Genomic DNA, 22,579 nt, shown 5'->3' with positions numbered 1-22,579 from the left:
CAAAGACATGAAAAAAGTATTAGCCGTTTTGGCCATTGGAGGATTACTAATGAGCTGTGGTGAAAAAAAGGAAGAAAAGAAAGAGGGTTTTGAAATGAACCGTGCAAAAAAAGAGGTGAAAGTCGAAACTACTTCAAATGAAGTCCCTGTTGATATGGACAATAAAGGTGTTGGCCCAATAACTTCGGTAGAATTTGGTGCTGAAATTGATGCTGAACTGGCTGCCAAAGGTGAAGAAACCTATAGTGGTATCTGTGTTGCTTGCCATACTGCCGAACAACGTTTAATTGGCCCTGCATTAAAAGGTGTTTACGACCGTAGGAGTCCGGAGTGGGTCATGAACATGATTTTAAATCCAGACCGAATGATCAAGGAAGATCCTATTGCAAAGGCTTTATTGAAAGAATACAATAATGCCATTATGCTCAACCAAAATTTGAGCGAAGAAGAAGCTAGAGCTGTTGCAGAGTATCTACGTACGTTTTAGGTTTTAAAACAATATCAGATTTAATGCTGTTACCTATATAAAGATACAGGTAACAGCATTTTTTATATTCTAACCCGTTTGATTAAAATGCCCAGCAAAAACAATCTAACAGAAATCGCCAAACTCTTCTTTAAGTTGGGCTGTATTTCTTTTGGTGGGCCTGCAGCCCATGTGGCCATGATGGAGGACGAAGTGGTCACTAAAAGAAAATGGATGACCCAAGCCCATTTTTTGGATTTAATTGGTGCCACCAACCTAATTCCAGGACCCAACTCGACCGAAATGACCATGCATTGCGGTTATGAACGAGGTGGTTGGAAAGGGCTTTTTATCGCAGGGTTCTGTTTTATATTTCCCGCTGTAGTAATTACGGCAATCTTTGCATGGTTGTATCAAACATACAGTCAATTACCCGAAGTAGAGCCATTTATTTATGGTATTAAACCGGCAGTGATTTCCATTATTCTAATGGCCTCTTATCGGTTGGGTAAAAAAGCCATCAAAAGCAATGAACTAATCATTTTGGGAATTATTACTTTGGCCGCCTGTCTTTTGGGAGTTAATGAGATTATTGCTCTCTTTGGATGTGGCCTTTTAGGTTTGCTCCTCTATTTCATTAAAAAAAACAGTAACACGCTTAACAGTTTCTTGCCTCTTTTACTTTTACAACTCAGTGACCCATTGCAATTAGGTTCACTTAAAATATTCTTGACTTTTTTAAAAGTAGGTGCCATTCTGTACGGAAGCGGTTATGTGCTTTTTGCCTTTCTAGATTCAGAATTGGTCGCCAACGGTTGGCTCACCCGGCAAGCTTTGATAGATGCTGTTGCAGTGGGCCAAATGACTCCCGGACCTGTGTTGTCTACCGCTACTTTTATAGGATGGCAAATGAATGGTGCCGCTGGTGCTTTGGCAGCTACTTTGGGTATATTTCTTCCTTCGTTTTTGTTTGTGTTGATATTGAATCCGTTGATTCCCAAAATGCGTAAGTCACCGCTTATTGGTGCATTATTGGATGCTGTAAACGTTGCTGCTGTTGCATTGATCCTTGCCGTTTGTGTACAAATGGGAATGGACACTTTGACCGATTGGCGCACCATCACCATTGCAATTGCCAGTTTACTTACTGTCTTCTATTTTAAAAAACTGAATAGTGCCTTTATTGTTTTAGGAGGGGTGCTCCTAGGGTATGTATTAAGTTTAGTTTGATTAAAACTTATCTACCACAACTTTGTAGGTTGGATCTTCCAATACATTTACATCAATGATATCATTGGCGTTTGATAAAAGACGAATACAATCTTTACTTAAATGCTTTAGATGTACTTTCTTGCCAGCTTTGGCATAACGCTCGGTAAGTTTGTTCAAGGCTTCAATCCCGGACATATCGGCAACACGACTTTCCTGAAAATCAATAATCACTTCCTCTGGGTCATTTTGTATATCGAACTTTTCAGTGAACAAGGTTGTTGATCCAAAGAACAAAGGGCCAAATATCTCGTAATGCTTAACTCCGTCATCATCAATATATTTTCTTGCTCGAATACGTTTTGCATTTTCCCATGAATACGCCAAAGCAGAGATAATAACTCCAAACAATACAGCAATAGCCAGGTTATGAGTAATAGCCGTGATCAAGGTTACCAATACCATTACGATTACGTCTGAATTAGGCATTTTTCTAAACGTTTTAAAACTCGCCCATTCAAAAGTGCCAATCGCTACCATAAACATCAACCCTACCAAAGCGGCCATTGGCAAACGCTCAATTAAACTTGACCCGAACATGATGAACACCAAAAGCATAACAGCCGCAGTTATTCCAGATAATCTTGCACGAGCACCTGAAGAAGTATTGATCAAACTTTGACCGATCATTGCACAACCTCCCATTCCAGATAAGAATCCTGAAAGGATGTTCGCTGTACCCTGTGCCACACATTCTTTGTTGCCCCTACCACGGGTATCAGTAATTTCGTCAATGATATTCAAGGTCAATAAACTTTCAGTTAATCCCACTACTGCAACAATCACTGAGAACGGAAAAATTATTTTTAAGGACTGCCAAGTAAAAGGTATTTCAGGTATTGAAAGCGGTGGAAAACCACCTTGAATAGTCTGCCCCTCTTTCATCGTATCTGCCACTGTCAGTGTATCTACTCCAAAACCAATAACAATTGCTGAAACAACCACAATCGCCAATAATGAAGACGGAATCGCCTTTGTCAATTTTGGAAAACCCCATATGATCAACATGGTTAAAAGGGTAAGTCCCAACATGGTATAAAATGAAGCGCCAGTCAACAATTCATCTGTTCCTTTTTGATAGAAATTAGGGAACTGTGCCATAAAAATTATGATGGCCAATCCGTTTACAAAACCGAACATTACAGGATGTGGTACCAAGCGTATAAATTTCCCCAATCGAAGAAAACCAGCAGCCATTTGAAGGAGGCCGGCAACGATTACGGTTGCAAATACATAATGTAAAATAGTTTCGGGTTCTATACCTGGGAAAGTGTTTTTGAGTTCAAGAATCAATCCCACAAAAATAACGGCAACTGCACCTGTAGCACCAGAGATCATTCCTGGTCTACCGCCAAATATGGAGGTGATCAATGCCAAAACAAAAGCGGCATACAATCCTGTCAAAGGTGAAAACCCAGGTATCAAAGCAAATGCAATTGCTTCTGGCACCAACGCCAAAGCCACTGTAAGCCCTGATAGAATCTCAGTCTTATAGTCAACCTTCTGTTTAAAATCGAAAATATTCAAATACTTCTTCATGCCCAGGATTTTAAGGGCGCAAAAATAGCATTAAAATTTTGGTATGACCGTAAAACCACTAATTATTAGGGATTTGGCAACTTACCACGGTTTAAGGCCCAACAATTTTTCTCCTAAAGGGGATAATTTGGCAACATCGTATTTCTCTTGTTCCCAATTTCTTGGGTCACCCGGAAAAGCATACCCTTCTGGTGCGATCCTATTCTTCCATGAATTAACTCGCCATTGCTTTAAGGCCTCGTTGTCTTCTTCTGCCGGCATCATAGATATATATTGGGCAATTCGCACTTTATCTTTTGATTTATTGGGTCGTATTCCGTGAGGTTCACAACTATTAAAAATCATTAAATCCCCAGCTTCCAGCTTTACTTTTACAATTTTATCTTCCAGGCCTGAAATATTCGGTTGAAAACGATCACGATCTTCAGGCTGTGTTAATTTCCAAGAATCATAATTTCGATACAACCACGGAATACATTGAAATCCGCCCATATTTTCATCGGTCTGATCAGCCAATGCTAAAACACCTTGAACATTTTGTGGTTTGGTCTCAGGATCATAATCCCAATGAATAAATCCTTTTTGTTCATTTCCCGGTCTATTGGGGAAATTCAAATTGGCGCGATCAATCGTGACCCAAAGTTTTTCCGTGCCCCAAACATCTGAGAACGCATCATAGACCCGCTGCATTTGCCTATTGTTCCATAGATGTTGATTGTTATAAACCTCAACCATTCCGGTACCCGTAAGCTCTTTCATTTTCATTTCTGCCCGCGGTGGTGCATACCAAGAATCAGGGTTGCCAGGTTCTTTTTCCTCAAATTCCCATAAAAAGTTGGCCGTTGTCGCTGCCTGCTCTTTTGGAACGGCATTTTTGATGACAATATATCCGTTCTTAATCCAAAAATCCCAATCATCCTCGCTCAATACCTTTAATGGTTTCCCATTAGATCTATCATTCAACTTTTGCTTACTACTTGTAGCTGTTGACGGATTCCCAGGAATCTCTTCATGTGCCTTATTGGCCATTTCCATTCTATTCTTGACTTTCTCCATGATATTATTTTTTAGCATTGAAATGATAGGGTAAAACTACAAACCACTTTATCCATTCTCAACCGTGATATTGACCAAAATTTGAACTATATTGATTTTATAGACGTATTCATCAAATTTTTAACTCATTTTTGTTAAATTTAAGAATGAAGATTCAACTAGAAACTTTTAAGGCAGATAGTAAAAGTCCGTTTAGGGTTCTTCACAATCCTAGATTGAATAATCTGTTCTATTGGCATTTTCATCCGGAATTTGAACTTGTTTATATCGAGGGGGCCAGTGCAACGAGACATGTAGGAAACCATATATCAAGATTTGAGGAAAGTGATTTAGTTTTAATTGGTTCAAACATTCCACATCTGAATTTCGATTATGGTGTGCAGACCGATTATAAGAAAGAGGTATTACATATAAAACCCTTTTATAGAAATGAGGTCATTGGTGATATACCTGAACTAAAGAGTATTCAAAACCTATTTCAGAGGTCTCGTCACGGAATAGCCTTTAGCGGTGAGACCAAAAAACGCATAGGGTCAGAACTCAAAAAATTACACGCCCTATCTCCATATCAACTATTTATCGCCGTACTGGAAATATTGAAAACATTATCTGAATCCGAAGAGTATGAATTGCTGCACGATCAACCTTTCAAAAACAAATACAATAAAAAGGAACAAGTGCGTCTTAGAAACATCTACGCATTTATAGATGAAAACTATCAACGAAAGATAGATATAGAAGAAGTAGCCACAATTTGTAATTTAGGAAAGGAGGCTTTTTGCCGATATTTCAAAAAAGCAACTGGCGGCACATTTATAGGTTTTTTGAACCAGTATAGAATAAGTCAGGCCAAACGATTATTGCTTACTGGTAAGAACGTGGGTGAAACCTGCTTTGAATGTGGTTTTGAAAGTTTGTCCTATTTTAATAGAACTTTTAAGAAAGTAGTAAACGAAAATCCTTCGGATTTTCGAAAAAGACATTAGATCAACAAATCAATTTTATGGTTCTTTCATTTGAGTATCAGTTCTTCTTTCAATTCAAAATGTTGTGCATTTTCATCATATCTTGATAACACACGTTTCGCATTTTCAGGAATATAGGCCTTTTCATAGTTTTCACCGGCAAAGGTTTTCACTGCGCTTAGCGATTCAAATTGTAACACCAGAAAAAACGCTACTTCATTTACTCCTTTCTGCGTTGAAATACTAACCTTTTCCAAACCTAATACCCCTTTCTTTTTTACTGTTGGAAAGACTTCATTTATCAGCATATCTTCATAAATCGGAGCATTTTCCAATGTTGTCCATCCCTTCCAGGTACGTATGATTTTCGATTTATTATCCACTCTTGTTTATATATTTGATACTATTACACATCGTTTATGAAACAGAAAGATAATGGAACCCAAAGAATAAAGAAACCTTGGCCAACCAAAAAGGCCATGGAACAGGTGTATGAAATGAAACTTTGGGGTGATAACAAATCTGATTTTTATTCCGGTGAGGGGTCACATAGTTCGGAGTTGGTAAATCCCTATATACAAGTATTGACAACCTTTCTGACCGCTTTTGAGCATCCCATAGTGGTTTGTGATTTAGGTTGTGGTGATTTTAATGTTGGCAAAGCGCTGGTAAAACACACTAAAAAATATGTTGCTATTGATATAGTCCCAGATCTTATTGAACACAATAAAGAAAAGTTTAAAAAGGAGAATTTAGAATTCCATTGTTTGGATATCTCAACCGATAATCTACCTAAAGCGGATTGTGCCATAGTACGGCAAGTACTTCAACATTTATCAAATGCCGAAGTACAGCGTATCATAAAAAAGTTGACCTATTTTAAATATGTTGTTTTAACCGAGCATGTGCCTCAGGGCGACTTTGAACCCAATAAAGACATTATTTCAGGGCAGGGTACCCGACTTAAAAAAAGAAGCGGTATAAACCTATTGGCCCCACCATTTTACTTGAATATAAAAGAGAAAGAACAACTATTGTCTGTTGAATCGAATGACGGAAAAGGAGTTATAGTAACAACTTTATATACAACCTTTTGAATTATCTTTTTATTGAAATTCAAGAAATATTCTATCTAGGAAATTAACCGCAATGGATTAAGGGTATTGTTGTAACCAGTTTTTCTAACTAAATCCCATTATTTCACTTTAGCCTCTAAAACTGTCGAATTCAATCCCTTGAAAATTAACCAGAGGGGGAGAACTAGTTGAATGACCCCTATCGGCAGGAGCATATTCATACTAATGCTATTTCCAAAAATCGAAAATAATACTTCAGTGAACATAAGAGTAACGGCTATTATCCCAACAATTGAAATAACTTTCGGAATTAATTTAGACAAGTAAAATATATAGTATAAAATAAAAACTGGGAAGCAGGAAATGAGAAGACTCATGTAATGTGTCCACCAATGTTTTTTATAAAATACACTGCCCAAACTATTTAATATGTCAGAATTCCCAGTTTCATTTTTGGTATACTCTAGACTTAATTCTAACATAGATAGAACACTTATATTGTCAATAGATATAGCTATAAAACCTAGGATACTAAATGCTAAATATAAAAATGCCAAAGGGGTGCTATGCTTTTTAAAAATCGGTAATAAAATTGAGGCTATAACAACAGAGGTTATACCGCTTAAACATAAAAGTAAGGTCGAAATAATTATTTCATTAGCGTTTACAGATGCAGTTGTTAGAAAATCATCTGAAAAGAGTACAGGACCTTGTAAAATTTGATAGACTATAATTCCCGTTGCAAATATGATTAGAAATAATAGGCCTACAAGCCTTCCGGTTTTTTTATTCGAGTTCATATTTTGATTGATTAGTTAATTAATTGGGTATAGGACGTTGTAAATTCTGGAATGTTACAAAAGAGTGTACTATTCAAATTACACACAAGGTCTTGGCTATGGTTAGTACAGGATTTCAGATAACTGAACTTTTTGGGTTGGCACTTAGCCTAATTTTTTATCCACAATACCCACTTCCATATGAGTATATGTAATTGGGTTTCCATTTGTTTTCTTTACCCAAAACCATTCTCGAACATTTGGCGCCTTTCTTTGAGCCAATATTCTCCAATAATATAATTCCTTTTTGATTTTCAATAGGCAATAATGTTCTTTTTCCTTTCTTTGAGTGCTTCAATTTTAGAAGTTCAATTCCAGCTTGCTCGTCCCGAGATAAAACTAATCCTCTTCCAAATTCTGGAAGATAAAACCCTAATAATTCATTGTCGTTATTGAAGTATCCAAATCCGTTTTTATAATATTTGTCAATCAAATGGGTCCTGTTCTCAGAATTTGTTTCTTGATCTAATTTGTATACACTTTCCAAATCTGAAATTTCTAACTTTCGAACCGAATTAGTAAAATTAAAATCGCTGTCAATTTCTGAATCAAAGCATTGGTATTCTGTTAATTTTCTGAAACCAATTTTTCTGTAAACACCTTCCCCAAGTTCGGTAGCTATCAATAATTGGGTATCACATTTTTTATCTGTTAAGAAGTCAACAAGAAAGTTTGTCATTTCAAAGCCTAAACCCTTTCCTCTACAAGTTTTATCTATTATTATGTTTGCAAGCCAGCCAACTTTTTCTTTAATAAAAACGTTGCCTGTCCCTACAATTTTGTTGTCTTGGATTTGGATAAACGCATAAAAGAAGTCTTCGTTTATGAAATCTCTTAAAAGGGCTTCATAGTCAAAATTCCAATCTAATGGAGGAAGACTGTTTAATCCTTCTATGTCTGATACTTTTAGCTCTCTTATCATTTCGGGCCTGTCTTTTTTTTTATTATCGTCAACGGTTCGACTATGATTTCGATGCGATAAATCCGTTAAGGATTTTTAGTTAAGAGGTAAGGTAGAAATGTATTATAGGTATTGTTGTAAAACGTATTTCTTTGAGTACTCAAAAAAGATTTATTTTTTATCCGAAATCATACATCCCTTCCACTGATAATCTTTTAATGCAATTATAAGATAACCAAAATCATCGGATTTACAGGAGCCACTAGATTTGCCCCCAGAACTTGTAAGTGTTTTTATATCACCCGTTTCATCCCGTGAGTAGAATATTTCAAGGTCTTTATCAAAACTTTTTAAAACCCCTATGCGGGACTGCACTTCTTCCTCAACCATGTCCGTGTCTATTCGAATAATCAGATCGAATTCTGAATTAGCTATCGCAGGGAATACATTAGTTTCCGGAATTTGTGTCTTAGTATTTTGTCCGAATGAGTTTTGGAAACTGATTAATAATATAACTGCAATAATTTTTGTCATTTGTTTCATTACGTCGAAATTAAATTTGTTCTTCAACAATTATATATAGTAACAAGTTACCATATTTCTGTCTTGTAAGTACTACTACTTAGCAGTTTAAACTGTATAATTAAACTTTTGTATCTCACCAAGATGAGCACATAAAAAAACCGCCCTGTTTTTCATAACCAGGGCGGTTCCTAACTAAATAACCAACCAAAAAGTCTTCGCTTTACCCTTCTACTGCGCTCAGGGTGACAGCTTTTATTTTCTACTTCGTTTCACTTTCATAACAGGATTCGAAGTCTTTGTTCTTTTCTTGTCAACCGAACCTTTGCCCGATTTTAAGTACTGTTGATATCCCCTACCATTAAACTCATATACCGTTTCACTATCAGGGTGGTATAACTCAATAGTACTATCATTAATAACGTAGAGTTCAAAATAATCATTGCCCATAAAGTCATAGGAGAGTGTTAAAGTTTTAAGCGTTTCATCGTTTTCTACATCAAAAATCTCATAATCACCTTCAAAATCCCACTCAAGTATGTTTACAGATGTACCCGCCTGATCAATTGATGATCTAAAAAAGTCACCATTGTCACTTGCAACAAATTGTAAAAAGTTCTCATCATCAAAATCATTCAAAGCCCCTTCTTCACTGGTATAGGTTTTCTCCCAAGCATCATATTCCTGTAAGAAATAATGAATGTTGTCATAAAACACCATATCAAAATCAAAATTGTTGAACTGATATCCTTTTAGATAATATGAAGTGTCAGATGCCTTGTCGTAGAACTCAATAGTATTACCATCAACGGCAAACACATCCAACAACCATAACCCGTCAACATCATGGTCAATTTCTATGGTGCCCCTTAACGGTTCATAAAAACCCACGTCAATACCAAATCCACTTCCTGTTTTCCCAATACCTGCTATATTGTTATTTGCATAAACTTTTCCGTTATCAAAAGATATGGTGAACGCACGTTGTAAAAAAGGCACTTCACCATTGCCCTTGGTAGCGTTAATATCTACATACCAAAGATCATAGGATTGCAATACCTGATCTGTATTAAAACTTGATTCTTCAATAAATTCATCATCCAAAATCACTTCTGTATAACAAGAAGTCATTAAAGTTCCAACAAGTATAAATCCCAAAAGTAGTTTTACAGCCTTCATAATTTGTGCATTTAAATTCTACTTTACCAAAACAATCACCATGCCAATATTTATATCTATCTGATTATCAGTTATTAAAACATTCTTTCATTTTTATTTACATTTGAACCGACTAAACTATTCGAATGAAGAACGAGATGAAATTCGCCGTATTGGGTGGAGGTAGCTGGGCAACGGCCATTGTGAAAATGTTGACCGAAAACCTACACAAAGTAACTTGGTACATGCGAAATGAAGATGCTGTTGAACATATAAAAACCCAAAAGCACAATCCCAATTATTTAAGTTCTGTAGAATTCCATACCGAACAATTAGACTTAACAACTGACCTAAATTATGCGGTTGAAAACAATGATGTTCTCATATTCGTGATTCCATCGGCTTTTCTTGATACAGAACTAAAAAAGTTGACCGCGAACATCAAGGGAAAAACCATCTTTTCGGCGATCAAAGGAATCGTTCCTGAAACAGGCCTGATCGTTGGTGAGCATTTTCATGATATTTACGAAATTCCGTTTGAGAATATTGGGGTTATCACTGGTCCCTGTCATGCTGAGGAAGTTGCCTTGGAGCGTCTTTCTTACTTGACCATCGCTTGTGCAGATCAAGAAAAGGCAGAATTGGTCGCCAATAACCTAAAAAGCAATTATATAAAGACCAAAATATCAGATGATATCATTGGGACGGAATATGCCGCAATGCTGAAAAATATTTACGCTATTGCAGCTGGTATTTACCATGGCTTGGGTTATGGTGATAATTTTCAAAGTGTGTTGATGAGCAACAGTATTCGCGAAATGAAGCGCTACATTAAGCGTGTACACAAAATGAAACGGAACATCAACAATTCGGCATATTTGGGTGACTTGTTGGTAACGGGTTATTCAACCTTTAGTCGTAATCGTATGTTCGGCAATATGATTGGCAAAGGTTATACCGTCAAAAGTGCACAAATGGAAATGAGTATGGTCGCCGAGGGTTATTATGCCACAAAAAGTGCCTACGGACTTAAGGCCAATTTCAAGAGTAAAGTGCAAACACCCATAATAGATGCGGTGTACCAAGTGCTTTATCAAGGCAAAAATGCGAAAAAAACTTTTGCCAAATTGACTGATAGGTTGGATTGAAAAGAATCGTTAACTTCGGTACAAAAGGTCAATATATGCGCATTTGGACATTACTTTTATTTGTTACGGTCTTATGTACATGTACAACTTCTGAAAATATTACAATTGATGGCGTTATCGAAGTCCCAGAAAATCGAGAAAACCCAGATTCGCGAACTCTAAAATTGGTTTACAAAGTTTTAAAGGCCAAAGAAGCAGATTCAACAAAATCACCCATTGTTTATTTACAGGGCGGACCTGGAGCAGCAACCTTGGTTATGGAAGAGTTTTGGGAAAATCATCCTCTGCGTAATGATCGGGATATTGTACTCATGGATCAGCGAGGAACAGGTAAGTCTGAAGCAAACTGCACTGAAATTGGAGCAACCATATTTGTTGTTTTGAGAGATGACCTACTCGGAGAGAGTCAATACAGGACTCTAGATACTATATTGTCCAATTGCAAAGAAAACCTCAAACAAAAAGGTGTAGATCTTGCCGGGTATACGAGTAAAGAAAATGCTGCCGATTTTGAGGATTTACGAAAAGTCTTGGGTTATGACAAATGGAATCTTTGGGGAGTTTCGTATGGTTCTCGATTGGGATTGACCATAATGCGCGATTTTCCAGAAAGTGTTCGTAGTGCAATGCTTGCAGGGATTCTTGCTCCAGAAATTGATTATTTAAACAATACGGTACAAAATTTTGAGAACTCCCTTTTTTTCATTTTTAATCGTTGCGAAAATAATATAGAATGTAATAACCGTTACCCAAATTTGAAAGAGCGGTTATTAAACGTTTTGGAGAAATTACAAACTGCTCCTTTGCGTTTTGACCTTGAAGGTGAACTGTTCGTACTCAATCCTCAAGATGCTTTGCTTGTGCTCTTCTTTTCACTATACGACCGTAATTCGATAGGTAATATCCCAATACTTATTGAGGCTATGGAAACTGGAGAAACAGAACCTCTTAATAACGCTTTAAAAAATATTGAACATCTTTACACATTTATTAATTGGTCCATGAACTATTCTGTAATGGTTTATGAAGAAATTCCTTTTTATGATGCAGTAGCTATAGACCAATATTTAAAACAATCTGAGCTAGGGTCTGGTTTTGCCTCTTACCGTTCAGAGATGCAGTTACTTGCCGATTGGCATTCATTTAGAGCTGCGAACTTTGAAGACCAACCGGTAATTTCAGAAATTCCTACGCTAATGGTAAGTGGTGGTTTGGATCATGTTACTCCTTCTAGCAATGCCAAAAAGGCATTAAAACATTTGAAAAATGGTTATGAAGTAGTCTTTCCAGATGATGGTCATAATCTATTTAATCCCTGTTTTTTTCAAATCGCCGAAGATTTTCTGAACAACCCTCTCCAAAAACCGAATTCAGCATGCAGCACGGAGAGGAATCCTATTGAATGGAATATATTAAACCCTATCCATTGAAAAATTAGAATGCTCATCCAATTCGCTATTGAGTTCTTCTTTCCATGCTAATAATTGAGCATCATCCACTTTGTATACTTTTTTGAATTCCTGCAAAATAGGTTCCATTAAGGTTCGAACACTTTCGATATCAAAATAGAGGCGCCCTGTACGTCTGATAAAGAAATCCATCGGGTTTTGAACCATCTCAAAATCAATCCCAAATTCAAGTTCTGCCAATGCTAAACGTACTTCATTATCATCTTCTTTCCTCTTGGAATAATAGTCCAATATGGTATTAGTCTGTATACCATAATTGGTAACCAAAAACCAAGCATTGTATTTGGTAAAGCCGTCACCTTTAATTCGCTCATACACCTCATTGATGTATTTTTTTACATGCTTGAATTTTTTAAAATCACTACCGCATAAAGGAATACTCTCTGTAGTGCTTTCTGCGACCTCAACGTCATAATCTTCATGCATCTTCTTTGCAATACGATTCATTACACGTTCTGCCATTTTTCGGTATCCGGTAAGTTTCCCCCCAGCCATACTGAACAATCCTGAATCGGAAACAAAAATCTCGTCTTTTCGCGAAAGTTCAGAAGCGGATTTTCCTTCTTCATGAATCAATGGGCGTAAACCTGCCCAAGAAGAAATTATATCCTCCATCTCCAGGTTAATTTTTGGAAACATATTGTTCACCGCAGATATTAAGTATATCGCATCAGCCAAATCGGTCTTCACATGGTCCTTGTCCTTGTCGAAATTTGTATCGGTAGTTCCTATATAGGTTATTTTTCCTCTTGGGATAGCGAACATCATTCGACCATCTGGAATATCAAAATACACAGAGTGCTTTATCGGCAATTTTTCATGTGGAAATACCAAATGTACACCCTTGGTCAGGTGTAGGCGCTTGCCTTTTTTTGAATTGTTCACAGCTCTTAATTCATCAACCCAAGGCCCGGCGGCGCTGATTACAAATTTTGACTTTACCTCAAAGGTCTCATCTGTTAGTGCGTCTTTTACAACAACTCCGGCTATCATGTCATCCTTATAAATGAATTCCGAAACCTCAGTGTAGTTTAAAGCTTTGGCCCCATATTGCAGACTTGTTTTGATTGCTTCAATTGTCAGCCTTGCATCATCTGTCCTATATTCTGCATAGTAACCTGCCCCCTTTAGTATTTTTTTGGGTAAAAGCGGCTCCAATTTCATGGCCTCTTTTTTCTCTAACATTTTACGTTTATCATCCCCCGTTACCTGTGCCAATATATCATAGACTTTAAGTCCGATAGAGGTCAACCATTTGCCATAAGAACCATTTTCAATAAGTGGGAGCAACATTTTCTCTGGAAGCACCAGATGAGGTGCCAATTTATGTACAATGGCTCTTTCTGAACCAACCTCCTTGACCAACCAAAAATCGAACTGCTTTAAATAACGCAATCCCCCATGAATTAATTTAGTTGATTTACTACTAGTCCCCGAGGCAAAATCGCCTTTCTCAACCAGTGCTACTTTTAATCCTCTTGCGGCTGCATCAAGGGCAATGCCTCCTCCTGTTATACCACCACCAATCACTACCAGATCATAGGATTCTTTGGAAAGTTCCTGAATGGTTTTTGTTCTATCAAGATTTGAAAATCTGATATTATTTTTCATGAAATCAATGATTTAATTTGGATTCTAATTCTCTTCCCAACCTTTTGTGCGGTCAACTGCTTTCTGCCAGGTTTTATATAACCGTGTTCTTTTGTCACTGTCAAAAGTAGGTTTGAATATACGGTCCATTGGCCTACTCTGATCAATGTCATTCTGAGTCCATAACCCTACTTGGATTCCTGCTAAAAATGCGGCACCCATTGCTGTGGATTCTATAACCTTAGGTCGATGGACTTCAGTCCCCAAAATATCCGCTTGAAATTGCATTAGATAATTGTTGGCACAGGCCCCACCATCTACTTTTAAATTTTGAAGCTCTACTCCTGAATCTTCCTCCATGGCATTTAGAATATCCTTGGTCTGGTATGCCAATGACTCGAGCGTTGCTTTTGCCAAATGGGCTTTACCAGTATCGCGGGTCAACCCAAAAATGGCTCCACGGGCATACATATCCCAATATGGTGCGCCCAATCCAGCAAAGGCGGGAACAACATAGACTGAGCTTTCACCTTCAATAGAATTTGCCAATGCTTCAGTCTCCTTGGCATCTTTGATAAGTTCCAAGCCGTCTCTTAACCATTGAATTGCTGCTCCGGCAATAAAAATACTTCCTTCAAAGGCATAGTTTACTTTTCCATTCAATCCGTAAGCGATTGTAGTGAGTAGTCCGTTATCTGAAAATTGTGGTTTCTCACCCGTGTTCATCAGCATAAAACATCCTGTCCCGTAGGTATTTTTAGCAGTTCCCTTGGCAAAACATCCTTGACCGAACAAAGCTGCCTGTTGATCACCAGCAATTCCTGCTATGGGAATACTTACCCCATTTAATTCATAATCTCCAAAATGATGCGCAGAGGGTTTGGCCTCTGGCAACATACTTTTTGGGATTCCCAATTCACCCAACATTTTTTCATCCCAAGTAAGCTTGGTAATATCATATATCATGGTTCGTGATGCGTTTGTATAATCGGTAACATGACTTTTCCCCTTGGTCATATTCCAAACCAACCAAGTGTCGACCGTACCCATTAACAAATCTCCATTATCAGCTCTTTCTCGAGTACCCTCAACATTATCCAGTATCCATTTCACCTTGGTGCCCGAAAAATAGGAATCGATCACCAATCCTGTTGTCATTTTCACATGTTCAACAAGTCCTTTGATCTTGAGGTCTTCACAAATATCTGCAGTACGTTTGTCTTGCCAAACGATAGCGTTGTAAACAGGCTCGCCGGTATTTTTATCCCAAACCATCGTAGTTTCCCGCTGATTGGTAATTCCGATTGCCTTAATGTCTGAAGCATCAATATTTTCTTTTTTTACCAATTCATGCATCACATGTAACTGCGATTCCATAATTTCCTTGGGGTCATGTTCGACCCAGCCTGGTTTTGGAAAAATCTGTTTGAATTCTTGTTGCACCATATTTACGATGGCACCTTCTTGATCAACCAATAGAGCTCGTGAGCTTGTTGTTCCTTGATCCAGGGAAATGATATATTTTTTTGACATAGGTATTAGGATAAGGTATTAAAGATAACGCTTAAACCTACTAAAACAAAACATTGTAGTTACTCAATTAGTATAGAAATTTTGGCCTCATTACCGTATTCATCAACCACTGTAATCATATGTCTTCCCATGCTCGGCACTACACCTATTTCATGAAAAACTGTAGTCTCATCCAGATACTTCTCATTTAAATACCAATACACTTTGGTCTCCGGTTTCGTATGGGCCAATTTCAAGACCAATTCATTCTTCTTTCCTTCAAAGTTTTTGGTCAAACTGATCCTGCTTCCATTTCTAGGATAAATGAATTCCATTGGAGACCCAGTATCTGAATTGCAATCAACTCTAAACGGCGGTAGACTTTTATAGGTGGGATGGCTTTTTTTATAGAAGAACTCCATTAAAGGGGGTAACACAAACCATGATTCACTTACTGCCGTGGATAGGTCTGTACATGAAGAATTGACGCGAAATTGTTTCAATGCATCCAAATGAACCAATTGATGGTAATCGCACGATTTTACATAGTTGTTCTTTTTTGGAACAGATACATTTTTAGTCGGGCAAATGTCACTGGCCAAATAACCACTTAATTCACACACCTCTAAATCAACAAATTCATCCAATGGTTTTGAGAACCAATCTGATCTAGGCAGCAGGTCAAAAATATCAAAAAGTATAGGTGCCGCGCTTGATACTCCGGTCACATTTGGTCTTCCCTCACCATCTGCATTCCCGACCCATACCCCAACCACATGGTCTTTTGTTACCCCAATCGCCCAAGCATCTTTATTGCCAAAACTGGTACCTGTTTTCCAAGCAATCTCCTTGCTACTATCAAAGAATTCCCATGAATCATTACCTTCAGGACGGTTCACCTCTTTCATGGCCTCAAAAGTCAAATAGATGCTCCCAGCATCGAAAATGGTCTTTTCAGTGGATTTGTTGCCAAAACTGACTTTCTGGTCTTTAGTAAGGCTTGGTTCTATAAATTCTTGCTCAAAATATTCACTGGAAGTTGCATTAAAATGATTGACTGTTGAAGCCATCGAAGCATAGGTTTTACACAAATCCCAAAGACTACTTTCTGCCCCTCCCAATACCAAGGTCAATCCATAATGATCTGCTGATTTGTTTACTCCTTTCAAATTGAAAAAGTTGAGTTGATCCCGAAATTTTTCCAATCCATATCGCTGTAACAATCTCACAAAAGGAATATTTAGAGAGCGATCTAACGCCTTTTTCGCCTTAACCGCCCCACTATAATCTTCATTGAAATTTTCTGGTGTATAGCCGGCTATTTGTGTTGGTACATCTGGTACCAACATATCTGGCAACAATTCACCTGCATCTAACATTGCTGTATATAATAAAGGTTTGATTGTACTGCCTGTACTGCGATTGGCTTGCACCATATCTACATCTTTTTGATGCTCATTAGTTGTATTCGTATTACCTACATAAGAAATTACTTTCCTTGTTTTTACATCCAAGGCCAAGACCGCTGCATTGTGCACCTTATTTTGTTGCAAATTCTGATGATGTCTCGAAACTAGGGTATTGATATTTGATTGAAGTGCTTTGTCAATTGTTGAAGCTATTCGCTGCCCTTTATGTTGTTTCGTCAAATATTGAACCAAATGTGGTGCAATTCTAGGTAGTGGATATGGTTTTTGTGGTAATTGTTCTAATAGTGATAGTTCATAAGTGGTACTGTCCAGAATTCTTTCTGAATACAACTTTTGCAGCAATCGGTTCCTTTTGTTGAGCAACTTTTCTTGGTTTTTACCAGGATAAATTAGACTTGGCGCATTTGGTAATACGGCCAAAGTTGCAGCTTCTGCCCATGATAATTGATGTGCTTGTAAACCAAAATATCGCCATGCAGCAACATCCAAACCAACAACATTGCCACCAAATGGGGCATAACTCGCATATAATTTTATTATTTCCTCTTTAGAATGCCGCAACTCCAATCTAGTTGCCAAGACCAGTTCTATTGCCTTTTCCAAATACGACCGTTGTTTTCCACTCCTGGATAATCTAATTACCTGCTGCGTTAGGGTACTGCCTCCCCTAACGGTTTTACCCGCCTTAACATTAGACACAATCGCCTTTGACATTGAAATGGGATTGAATCCAGGATGGTTATAAAAATGTGCATCTTCAAACTGCAACAAACAGGTTTTGAATTTCTGGGGCACGCTATCAACTTGTGGAAAACGCCATTGCCCATCATCTGCAATCATAGCGCCTAATAATTGCCCCTCGCTACTTTCTACGACAGTGGCTGTTGGCGAATTGAACAATGTTTTTGGAAGAGAAAAATAATAGGCTATTAATAAACTCCCGATTAGAATCAACTTTTTTGGATGTTTCTTGAAAAACCGAAGAACTCTTTTTTTTACGGTATTTGGCTGTGCCCTATTTTTTGAACTCATACTCACGTTCTACCATACAAATGCGAACCTTGTACCATTTATACCAATCTGAGACACCTTTTTTCTGGGCGATTAAATGATCTGTATTTGCTTTCCAATTGGTAATATCCTGAAGCGTTTCCCAATAGCTGATTGATATACCCAAACCATCGCGTGTACTTTCAAAATCAATAAACCCTGGTTGCTGCCTTGCTAAATCCTCCATTTGTTGAGCCATTTCAGAATAACCTTCTTCAATATCGGTTCTAGTGTTGGTGAAAATCACTGCATAATAGGGTTTTGAAACTTTCATTTAGAATGTGATGATTTGTCATTTTCAGAGAAATGACAAAAGGGTTAAACTATATATTCTTTCTCTAAAAAATAACCTACGATCGCTTCTTTCATCAATACAGACTGTTCTCCAGCTTTAAGCGGGGGCAATTCCTCTTTAACTGAATAATGCGGCCAGCCTTCTTCATCAAAAAAATTGAACTCATAATAACCATACGGTTCTAACAAACGGCAAATAGCTATATGCATTAAATTCAGTTTTTCGTCTTTTTTATAGGTTTTATGGTATTGTCCTAATTCCTGGATGCCAACCAAATAAATAATTGCATCCAATTCCAAAGCATCACCATCCGCAAATTGAGCCGACAGTTTTTCAACCAATTCCTCCCAGCGTTCTTTTAATTGTAAATCTCTTGACATATTCCTTTTTCAAATTCAAAGGTACAAATCAATGTTTTATATTTGAGCAAACAAAAAGATATGGGAATATTGGATATTTTGCTTGGATTGTTACTTATTTATGGTCTTTACAAAGGCCTTAAAAATGGACTTTTTGTTGAAATAGCCTCAATAATTGCATTGGTCGCCGGACTTTACGGTGCGATACATTTTTCATATATCGCAGGGAATTATCTATCGGAAAACATGCAGTGGAATGAACGCTCTATTAATATAACAGCCTTCATCATAACATTCGTAATAATCGTGCTAGTTGTACATTTGGCAGGGAAGTTCCTAACGAAGATTGCAGATTTTGCCATGTTAGGTTTATTGAACAAATTGGCCGGAGCAATTTTTGGAGCATTGAAAGTTGCTGTAATTCTTGGAGCCCTTTTGGTGTTCTTTGAACGGGCCAATTCTTCAGTGAATTTGATTAAAAGTGAGACCTTGGAAGATTCTGTGTTGTATGAGCCAATAAAAGATATAGGGGCACTAGTATTTTCCAAAGTATTAAAAGGAAATGAAGAGAATAGTTCCCAAGAGGAATAATTCTCTTACCTCAGTATAAATCCATCCTTCATAGGGTCATTTGGGTCAATACAAAAAGTGTGCATTCCTGTAATGTGTGCCGTGCCCTCAACTTGCGGAATTACTGCATTGAAAGTACCGTAATCCTCCTCCGAAATTACCGATCCCTTGAATACTGAACCAGTAATACTTTCAATGGTCATGATCTCTCCAAAATCAATTTCCTTTCTGGCTTTATGAATAGCCATTCTTCCTGAGGCCCCAGAACCAGTTGGGCAGCGATCAACTTCCCCTTCAGCGAATATGCAAACATTTCTACTGTCAACTCCAGATTCCTGTTTGGAATTGTCTATAAAAATGGTGCCATAAAGAAAACTTAAGTCATCTTCAAAAGGATGCAAAATCTCTTTATCACTTTCCATTACAGCATTTTTGATTGCCATACCATTTGCAATCAACCTACGATATGACGCAGGACCCAGATCAAAATCAAACTTATTTTTGGCCATATCCACATAAGCGTAAAATGCCCCACCGTATGCAAGATCATACGTCACTTTGCCCAGACCATTGACCTCAACTGTACGATCCAAGCCGACCGCAAAACTGGGAACACAATGAAACCTCACTCCAACGACCTTTCCATGTTTCACTTTAGCATAAGAAGTGATACGGCCACAGGGAGCATCAATCTTGAGTATATTGTCTCCTTCTTTAACATTAATCCATTTCATTTCAACGGCCAAAGTAGAAATGGCAATAATGGCATGACCGCACATCGTGGAATACCCTTCATTATGTAGAAAAATTATCCCAAAATCGCCATCCCGGTCATTGGGCGGAACCAATATGCAACCATACATATCTGCATGACCACGCGGTTCAAACATTAAAGCTGTTCGCAAATGATCATAGTTCTCTTTACAGTAACGCCGATAATCAAGAACTGACTCACCTTTTAATTCAGGAAACCCCCCGACAATAACTCTTAATGGCTCACCACCAGTATGCATGTCAATAGTCTTTATCTGGAGCCAATCTTTGTTCGGTTCCAAATTGTTGTTTTCCCGTATGTTGTCATAGACTTTACCCATTGGAATACTTTTTAAAGTAATATGAAGCTGAGACTAAATCCTCCAAAGCATGCCCAACAGATTTAAATACTGTGATTTCATTTTGATTGGTTCTTCCTAGATGTTGACCTGAACATAAACTGAATAAATCTGCTTTAATATCTTCCTCATTCAAAATTCCGTTCTGCAATGGAATCACAATATCTCCACTTTCTTTAAGTCCCCCTTGCATGGTATCAACAAAGACCGAAGCTTTTTTTATTACGTCATCGTCTGCCTCACGCATATCCTTTTTATAGGCCCCGACCAAGTCTACATGTTGCCCTTTCTTCAAATACTTACCTAAAACCAATGGTGTTTTTGAAAGTGTCGCACAAGAAATAATATCTACTTCAGATATAATTTCTTCAACAATTTCGACCGCTGAAATCTTGAAATCCTCATTTGTCAAAGCTTCGCAAATACCTCTTGCCTTTTCTACATCCCTTCCCCATACATAAACCCTCTTAATAGGTCGAACCGTCGCATGGGCTTTAATCAAATTGGTAGACAATGCCCCGGTGCCAATCATTAAAAGACTCGAAGAATCTTCTCTCGATAAAAAAGAAGATGCCAATGCCGAAGCCGCTGCGGTTCTTTTCACCGTTAGACTTTTGGCCTCTAAAATTGCTTTCATACCCCCTTTAATAGGGTCTATCAAAATATAAATTCCTTGTATCGAAGGCAATCCGAACTGTCCGTTTTCAGGACTTACCGTAACAATTTTAACTCCTGCCTCCTTATTTGGATTCCATGCGGGCATTAGAAGCAAAGTAGAGTCAGCACCCACTTCTGGATTAGGAAAGTCATGGTGGTGCCTCATGGGAACCTTGCTGTTTTTAGAGGAAAAACCGTTTTTTAATTCAAGGATTAGCTCCGAAAATATGGTATTAGTATTGATGAATTGATCATCTATTTGAACTAACTTAGTCATAATCCAAAAGTATGTATTTCTTTAGATTAGACAAGCCATAATAAATTTCGCAAGTGACATAAATTGATTCAATCTATGTAATACAATTCTCATAGCCAAAGAAAGTACATTTCCCATTGAATAGCTCAACTTAGCATTACAGAGAATTTAATGGTGATTAAACGATAATAACAAAGCGATTGCTTTGATTTTTATTTATTTGTTAGTGAGAACGATGAAATGGGGGCATTTTGATAAAATTAAGAGATACACCATATTATAATAGGGCAATTCACGAGATTAATTATAGTTTCGGTGATTTTTACCTATTTGATACTTTTGTAGTTGGTGAAATTCATGAAGATATTCTTTTTTCATGGAATGAACATGGCAAACAATTGTTCGAAGTACTTTTCGACCTTTATGACAACAACGGCAAGGACATTGTATATATTTCCAACAGGGTAAATGACTATTCTGTAATTCCGACAGATTGGAAAAAATTCCACAAATTTGGATTTATGCTTAAGGCATATGGTATTATCAGCTATACACAAACGGGGCTATTCAATGCTATGCTTGAAAGAATGTTCGTGAACACTAAACTTAGATGGTTCAATTCTTTGGAAGATGCTATTCAATGGGTTGGTAAACTATCAAATTCAAATGTTCTTACTCCTCTTGAATACAAATCTACCATCTTTCATTCCGAGTAAATTATCATTTTTAACAACTTTCAATAATTGAAAAACAATTATGTGGTTTTTGAAGGAAATCTCTGCCTAATGTTTAATTGAAACTATGCGACTTAAAGATATTTCTCTTTGAGTCATCGATTAATTGATTGAAATTTAATAGGTTAGAATAGCTTTGGCCTTAATAAAGAAATCCAAATCTTTTTATAATGTCAAAGTTAAAAAACACGCCGTTCTACCATGAGGCTTTCAATGAACTAAATTATTCTTTTGGATCCTTTTTTCTTTTTGAAACATTTATTGTTGCCGAAATAAACGAAGATGTAGTCTTCAATTGGGAGGAGCATGGAAAATTGGCTTCCAAAGATATTAGCAGTTTATATGGGAATAATGGTAAGGACTTAATTTATCTCACAAACAGGATCAACCAATACGCAGTGCAACCTTCTGATTGGCTCAATTTCTATAAAAATAGTTTTAAATTAAAAGGTTACGGAATCATCAACTACACGAAGACCGGCTATTTCAATAATATTTTGGAAAAAATATTCACCTCATCCAATTTTAGAAGTTTTACTTCTCTGGAAGATGCCATAATATGGGCAAAACATACCACTAACATAAGATCATCCAAAGCCTCATAAA

Annotated in this window: 23 protein-coding genes; 9 read left to right on the top strand and 14 right to left on the bottom strand. The window is 37.3% G+C overall.

Features of this window, described 5'->3' with window-relative positions:
• Window positions 1-7 precede the first annotated feature (7 nt).
• Window positions 8-487: a c-type cytochrome gene (locus tag FB2170_RS08110; protein WP_013306053.1), complete on the top strand. Its 480-nt coding sequence runs from the start codon at window positions 8-10 to the stop codon at window positions 485-487.
• An 87-nt stretch (window positions 488-574) separates the two neighbouring features.
• On the top strand, window positions 575-1,696 hold the full coding sequence (chrA, locus tag FB2170_RS08105; protein ID WP_013306052.1) for a chromate efflux transporter: 1,122 nt from the start codon (window positions 575-577) through the stop codon (window positions 1,694-1,696).
• Here the strand turns inward: chrA and FB2170_RS08100 are convergent, their stop codons facing one another.
• Window positions 1,697-3,274, bottom strand: a complete 1,578-nt coding sequence (locus FB2170_RS08100; protein ID WP_013306051.1) for a SulP family inorganic anion transporter — start codon at window positions 3,272-3,274, stop codon at window positions 1,697-1,699.
• 81 nt (window positions 3,275-3,355) lie between these two features.
• Window positions 3,356-4,330, bottom strand: a complete 975-nt coding sequence (locus FB2170_RS08095) for a phytanoyl-CoA dioxygenase family protein (protein WP_041633112.1) — start codon at window positions 4,328-4,330, stop codon at window positions 3,356-3,358.
• Window positions 4,331-4,476: 146 nt separating this feature from the next.
• Here FB2170_RS08095 and FB2170_RS08090 point away from each other — a divergent pair, with 146 nt between their 5' ends.
• Window positions 4,477-5,316: an AraC family transcriptional regulator gene (locus FB2170_RS08090; RefSeq protein ID WP_013306049.1), complete on the top strand. Its 840-nt coding sequence runs from the start codon at window positions 4,477-4,479 to the stop codon at window positions 5,314-5,316.
• A 26-nt stretch (window positions 5,317-5,342) separates the two neighbouring features.
• Here the strand turns inward: FB2170_RS08090 and FB2170_RS08085 are convergent, their stop codons facing one another.
• Window positions 5,343-5,678: a hypothetical protein gene (locus FB2170_RS08085; RefSeq protein ID WP_013306048.1), complete on the bottom strand. Its 336-nt coding sequence runs from the start codon at window positions 5,676-5,678 to the stop codon at window positions 5,343-5,345.
• 36 nt (window positions 5,679-5,714) lie between these two features.
• On the opposite strand from FB2170_RS08085, the gene FB2170_RS08080 reads away from it, so the two are divergent.
• Window positions 5,715-6,392 carry a class I SAM-dependent methyltransferase gene (locus tag FB2170_RS08080; protein ID WP_013306047.1) on the top strand — a complete coding sequence of 226 codons (678 nt, stop codon included), beginning with the start codon at window positions 5,715-5,717 and terminating at the stop codon, window positions 6,390-6,392.
• 98 nt (window positions 6,393-6,490) lie between these two features.
• On the opposite strand, the gene FB2170_RS08075 is transcribed toward FB2170_RS08080, so the two are convergent.
• The 4 genes from FB2170_RS08075 to FB2170_RS08060 form a co-directional block, all read right to left on the bottom strand.
• Window positions 6,491-7,171, bottom strand: a complete 681-nt coding sequence (locus tag FB2170_RS08075) for a DUF4386 domain-containing protein (RefSeq protein ID WP_013306046.1) — start codon at window positions 7,169-7,171, stop codon at window positions 6,491-6,493.
• A gap of 157 nt (window positions 7,172-7,328) precedes the next feature.
• Complete coding sequence (locus FB2170_RS08070) at window positions 7,329-8,132, bottom strand: GNAT family N-acetyltransferase (protein ID WP_013306045.1); 804 nt, start codon at window positions 8,130-8,132, stop codon at window positions 7,329-7,331.
• Between the two features lie 150 nt (window positions 8,133-8,282).
• Complete coding sequence (locus FB2170_RS08065) at window positions 8,283-8,654, bottom strand: hypothetical protein (protein ID WP_013306044.1); 372 nt, start codon at window positions 8,652-8,654, stop codon at window positions 8,283-8,285.
• A 234-nt stretch (window positions 8,655-8,888) separates the two neighbouring features.
• Window positions 8,889-9,812, bottom strand: a complete 924-nt coding sequence (locus FB2170_RS08060) for a hypothetical protein (RefSeq protein WP_013306043.1) — start codon at window positions 9,810-9,812, stop codon at window positions 8,889-8,891.
• Between the two features lie 125 nt (window positions 9,813-9,937).
• Between FB2170_RS08060 and FB2170_RS08055 the strand changes: the two genes are divergently transcribed.
• Both FB2170_RS08055 and FB2170_RS08050 read left to right on the top strand, forming a co-directional pair.
• Window positions 9,938-10,939, top strand: a complete 1,002-nt coding sequence (locus FB2170_RS08055) for an NAD(P)H-dependent glycerol-3-phosphate dehydrogenase (protein WP_013306042.1) — start codon at window positions 9,938-9,940, stop codon at window positions 10,937-10,939.
• Window positions 10,936-12,369 (top strand): alpha/beta fold hydrolase, encoded by a 1,434-nt coding sequence (locus FB2170_RS08050; RefSeq protein WP_013306041.1) that lies wholly within the window; start codon window positions 10,936-10,938, stop codon window positions 12,367-12,369. Before FB2170_RS08055 ends, FB2170_RS08050 begins: the two co-directional genes overlap by 4 nt.
• Here the strand turns inward: FB2170_RS08050 and FB2170_RS08045 are convergent.
• From FB2170_RS08045 to FB2170_RS08025, 5 genes are read right to left on the bottom strand one after another with little or no spacing between them, the layout of a single operon-like run.
• Window positions 12,352-14,019, bottom strand: a complete 1,668-nt coding sequence (locus FB2170_RS08045; protein WP_013306040.1) for a glycerol-3-phosphate dehydrogenase/oxidase — start codon at window positions 14,017-14,019, stop codon at window positions 12,352-12,354. The two genes, FB2170_RS08050 and FB2170_RS08045, sit on opposite strands and share 18 nt — an antisense overlap.
• A gap of 24 nt (window positions 14,020-14,043) precedes the next feature.
• Entirely contained in the window at window positions 14,044-15,531 is a 1,488-nt protein-coding gene (gene glpK / locus FB2170_RS08040; RefSeq protein WP_013306039.1) for a glycerol kinase GlpK, read from the bottom strand.
• A gap of 59 nt (window positions 15,532-15,590) precedes the next feature.
• Entirely contained in the window at window positions 15,591-17,972 is a 2,382-nt protein-coding gene (pbpC, locus tag FB2170_RS08035; protein WP_013306038.1) for a penicillin-binding protein 1C, read from the bottom strand.
• Window positions 17,956-18,264, bottom strand: coding sequence for an antibiotic biosynthesis monooxygenase family protein (locus FB2170_RS08030; RefSeq protein ID WP_013306037.1), 309 nt, complete (start codon window positions 18,262-18,264; stop codon window positions 17,956-17,958). Before FB2170_RS08030 ends, pbpC begins: the two co-directional genes overlap by 17 nt.
• A gap of 44 nt (window positions 18,265-18,308) precedes the next feature.
• Window positions 18,309-18,665 (bottom strand): hypothetical protein, encoded by a 357-nt coding sequence (locus FB2170_RS08025; protein ID WP_013306036.1) that lies wholly within the window; start codon window positions 18,663-18,665, stop codon window positions 18,309-18,311.
• A 60-nt stretch (window positions 18,666-18,725) separates the two neighbouring features.
• Here FB2170_RS08025 and FB2170_RS08020 point away from each other — a divergent pair, with 60 nt between their 5' ends.
• The gene (locus FB2170_RS08020; protein ID WP_013306035.1) at window positions 18,726-19,235 is read left to right on the top strand and encodes a CvpA family protein; all 510 of its coding nucleotides are present in this window, start codon (window positions 18,726-18,728) and stop codon (window positions 19,233-19,235) included.
• A 5-nt stretch (window positions 19,236-19,240) separates the two neighbouring features.
• On the opposite strand, the gene FB2170_RS08015 is transcribed toward FB2170_RS08020, so the two are convergent.
• The gene (locus tag FB2170_RS08015) at window positions 19,241-20,308 is read right to left on the bottom strand and encodes a proline racemase family protein (protein ID WP_013306034.1); all 1,068 of its coding nucleotides are present in this window, start codon (window positions 20,306-20,308) and stop codon (window positions 19,241-19,243) included.
• Entirely contained in the window at window positions 20,301-21,260 is a 960-nt protein-coding gene (locus FB2170_RS08010; protein ID WP_013306033.1) for an ornithine cyclodeaminase family protein, read from the bottom strand. The genes FB2170_RS08015 and FB2170_RS08010 overlap by 8 nt, the downstream gene beginning before the upstream one ends.
• A gap of 230 nt (window positions 21,261-21,490) precedes the next feature.
• Between FB2170_RS08010 and FB2170_RS08005 the strand changes: the two genes are divergently transcribed.
• Together FB2170_RS08005 and FB2170_RS08000 are read left to right on the top strand one after the other, a co-directional pair.
• Window positions 21,491-21,955 (top strand): hypothetical protein, encoded by a 465-nt coding sequence (locus FB2170_RS08005; RefSeq protein ID WP_013306032.1) that lies wholly within the window; start codon window positions 21,491-21,493, stop codon window positions 21,953-21,955.
• Window positions 21,956-22,143: 188 nt separating this feature from the next.
• The gene (locus tag FB2170_RS08000) at window positions 22,144-22,578 is read left to right on the top strand and encodes a hypothetical protein (protein ID WP_041632756.1); all 435 of its coding nucleotides are present in this window, start codon (window positions 22,144-22,146) and stop codon (window positions 22,576-22,578) included.
• The last annotated feature ends 1 nt before the right edge of the window (window position 22,579 follow it).

The sequence above is a fragment of the Maribacter sp. HTCC2170 genome, assembly GCF_000153165.2.
Taxonomy (GTDB): domain Bacteria; phylum Bacteroidota; class Bacteroidia; order Flavobacteriales; family Flavobacteriaceae; genus Maribacter_A.
This window is presented reverse-complemented; position numbering and strand designations above follow the sequence as displayed.

Bases quoted from the DNA above. Each gene is read 5' to 3' on its own strand.
- FB2170_RS08110 (WP_013306053.1), top strand. From the start codon at position 8: ATGAAAAAAGTATTAGCCGTTTTGGCCATTGGAGGATTACTAATGAGC.
- chrA (WP_013306052.1), top strand. From the start codon at position 575: ATGCCCAGCAAAAACAATCTAACAGAAATCGCCAAACTCTTCTTTAAG.
- FB2170_RS08100 (WP_013306051.1), bottom strand. From the start codon at position 3,274: ATGAAGAAGTATTTGAATATTTTCGATTTTAAACAGAAGGTTGACTAT.
- FB2170_RS08095 (WP_041633112.1), bottom strand. From the start codon at position 4,330: ATGGAGAAAGTCAAGAATAGAATGGAAATGGCCAATAAGGCACATGAA.
- FB2170_RS08090 (WP_013306049.1), top strand. From the start codon at position 4,477: ATGAAGATTCAACTAGAAACTTTTAAGGCAGATAGTAAAAGTCCGTTT.
- FB2170_RS08080 (WP_013306047.1), top strand. From the start codon at position 5,715: ATGAAACAGAAAGATAATGGAACCCAAAGAATAAAGAAACCTTGGCCA.
- FB2170_RS08075 (WP_013306046.1), bottom strand. From the start codon at position 7,171: ATGAACTCGAATAAAAAAACCGGAAGGCTTGTAGGCCTATTATTTCTA.
- FB2170_RS08070 (WP_013306045.1), bottom strand. From the start codon at position 8,132: ATGATAAGAGAGCTAAAAGTATCAGACATAGAAGGATTAAACAGTCTT.
- FB2170_RS08065 (WP_013306044.1), bottom strand. From the start codon at position 8,654: ATGAAACAAATGACAAAAATTATTGCAGTTATATTATTAATCAGTTTC.
- FB2170_RS08060 (WP_013306043.1), bottom strand. From the start codon at position 9,812: ATGAAGGCTGTAAAACTACTTTTGGGATTTATACTTGTTGGAACTTTA.
- FB2170_RS08055 (WP_013306042.1), top strand. From the start codon at position 9,938: ATGAAGAACGAGATGAAATTCGCCGTATTGGGTGGAGGTAGCTGGGCA.
- FB2170_RS08045 (WP_013306040.1), bottom strand. From the start codon at position 14,019: ATGAAAAATAATATCAGATTTTCAAATCTTGATAGAACAAAAACCATT.
- glpK (WP_013306039.1), bottom strand. From the start codon at position 15,531: ATGTCAAAAAAATATATCATTTCCCTGGATCAAGGAACAACAAGCTCA.
- pbpC (WP_013306038.1), bottom strand. From the start codon at position 17,972: ATGAGTTCAAAAAATAGGGCACAGCCAAATACCGTAAAAAAAAGAGTT.
- FB2170_RS08030 (WP_013306037.1), bottom strand. From the start codon at position 18,264: ATGAAAGTTTCAAAACCCTATTATGCAGTGATTTTCACCAACACTAGA.
- FB2170_RS08025 (WP_013306036.1), bottom strand. From the start codon at position 18,665: ATGTCAAGAGATTTACAATTAAAAGAACGCTGGGAGGAATTGGTTGAA.
- FB2170_RS08020 (WP_013306035.1), top strand. From the start codon at position 18,726: ATGGGAATATTGGATATTTTGCTTGGATTGTTACTTATTTATGGTCTT.
- FB2170_RS08015 (WP_013306034.1), bottom strand. From the start codon at position 20,308: ATGGGTAAAGTCTATGACAACATACGGGAAAACAACAATTTGGAACCG.
- FB2170_RS08010 (WP_013306033.1), bottom strand. From the start codon at position 21,260: ATGACTAAGTTAGTTCAAATAGATGATCAATTCATCAATACTAATACC.
- FB2170_RS08000 (WP_041632756.1), top strand. From the start codon at position 22,144: ATGTCAAAGTTAAAAAACACGCCGTTCTACCATGAGGCTTTCAATGAA.